1 protein-coding gene is annotated in these 1560 nt (G+C 62.4%); it reads left to right on the plus strand.

Going from position 1 to position 1560, the window contains the following annotated elements:
* Positions 1-1560, plus strand: a 1560-nt coding sequence (locus JHD74_RS25755) for an Ig-like domain-containing protein (protein WP_199063880.1), incomplete at both ends; no start/stop codon positions are given.

Below are 1560 nucleotides of genomic sequence, written 5' to 3' on the forward strand. Positions count from 1 at the left end.
CCATCGTGGCGGTAGACGCGGCGGGCAACAAGACCACGCCAAGCACCCCGTCCTACGACCTGACGGTGGATATCACCATTCCAGGCGTGCCGGCAATCACCAGCGTGGTGGACAACGTCGAGCCGCACACGGGGGCGTTGCAGAAAGGGGATGTCACCAACGACAATACCCCGACCCTGAGCGGCAGCGCGGAAGCGGGCAGCATGGTGACCGTTTATGACAACGGCCAGGCCATTGGCTCCACCACGGCCGATGCCAACGGCAAGTGGACGTTGACGCCAGCGACCGCGTTGACCGACGGCAACCACAGCCTGCATATCACTGCCACTGACGTAGCGGGCAATATCAGCGCGCCAAGCGGCAGCTTTGCCATCAGCGTAGATACCAGCGTACCGGATGCGGCCACCGACATCGTGATCACCGACAACGTGGGTGACAAGACCGGGCCAGTGGCCCCGGGCGAGACCACCGATGACCGTTCACCGACGCTGGGTGGCAAAGGGGAGCCGGGCAGCACGGTCACCGTGACCGACAATGGCAATACCCTGGGCACCACCACGGTTGACGAGAACGGCAACTGGACGTTTACGCCAGATGCCCCGCTGGGCAACGGCGATCATAATCTGAGCACCACCGTCACCGATCCGGCGGGCAACACCAGCGAGCCAAGCCCGGGCATCAACATTGTGGTCGACGATACGCCAGTACTGATAGACATCGGTGCGGTGAAAGATAACGTTGGCTCGATCACCGGTAATATTGTGGCAGGGGGCGTAACGGACGATACCCGTCCGGAGCTCACCGGCAGCGGCAAGCCGGGCAGCCTGGTGACCGTGCAGGACGGCGACACCGTGCTGGGCAGCACCACCGTACAACCGGATGGCAGCTGGAGCTTCACGCCAGAGACCGATCTGGGCGAAGGTGAGCACCACATTACGGTGACGGCGGAAGACGCCGCAGGCAACAGCGTGACCAGCCCGGTAGTCGACTTTACCGTGGACAGCGTGGCCCCGAACAAGCCAAGTATCGGTGTGGCGATTGACGATGTGGGTAATGTGCAAGGCGAACTGACCAGCGGCAGCGTGACCGACGATGCGACCCCGACCTTGAAGGGGACGGCAGAGCCGGGCAGCACCATCAATGTCTATGACAACGGCCAACTGATTGGTTCGGTGATGACCGATACCCGCGGTGACTGGACGTTTACCCCGACCACGCCGCTGTTCGAAGGTGAGCACTCACTGACCACTACGGCGACGGATAAAGCGGGTAACACCAGCCAACCGTCTGACGCCTTTGTGCTGACCACCGATTACACCTCGCCACCGTCCGCCCTAGTGGTAATCACCGGCGTAGATGACCAGGTGGGTAACCTGAAGGGTAATGTGGCTATCGGTGGCATCACCGACGACAACCGGCCAACCATCAGTGGTACCGGGGCGGAAGCGGGCAACACCATCACGGTGTACAACGGCAGCAAGGCGATCGGCTCGGCCACCGTGCAGGCGGACGGCACCTGGTCACTGAAACCGAGCCTGCCACTGGCAGACGGTTTGGTGA

This window comes from Serratia sp. ASV30 (assembly GCF_016428815.1).
Taxonomy (GTDB): Bacteria; Pseudomonadota; Gammaproteobacteria; order Enterobacterales; family Enterobacteriaceae; genus Chania; species Chania fonticola_C.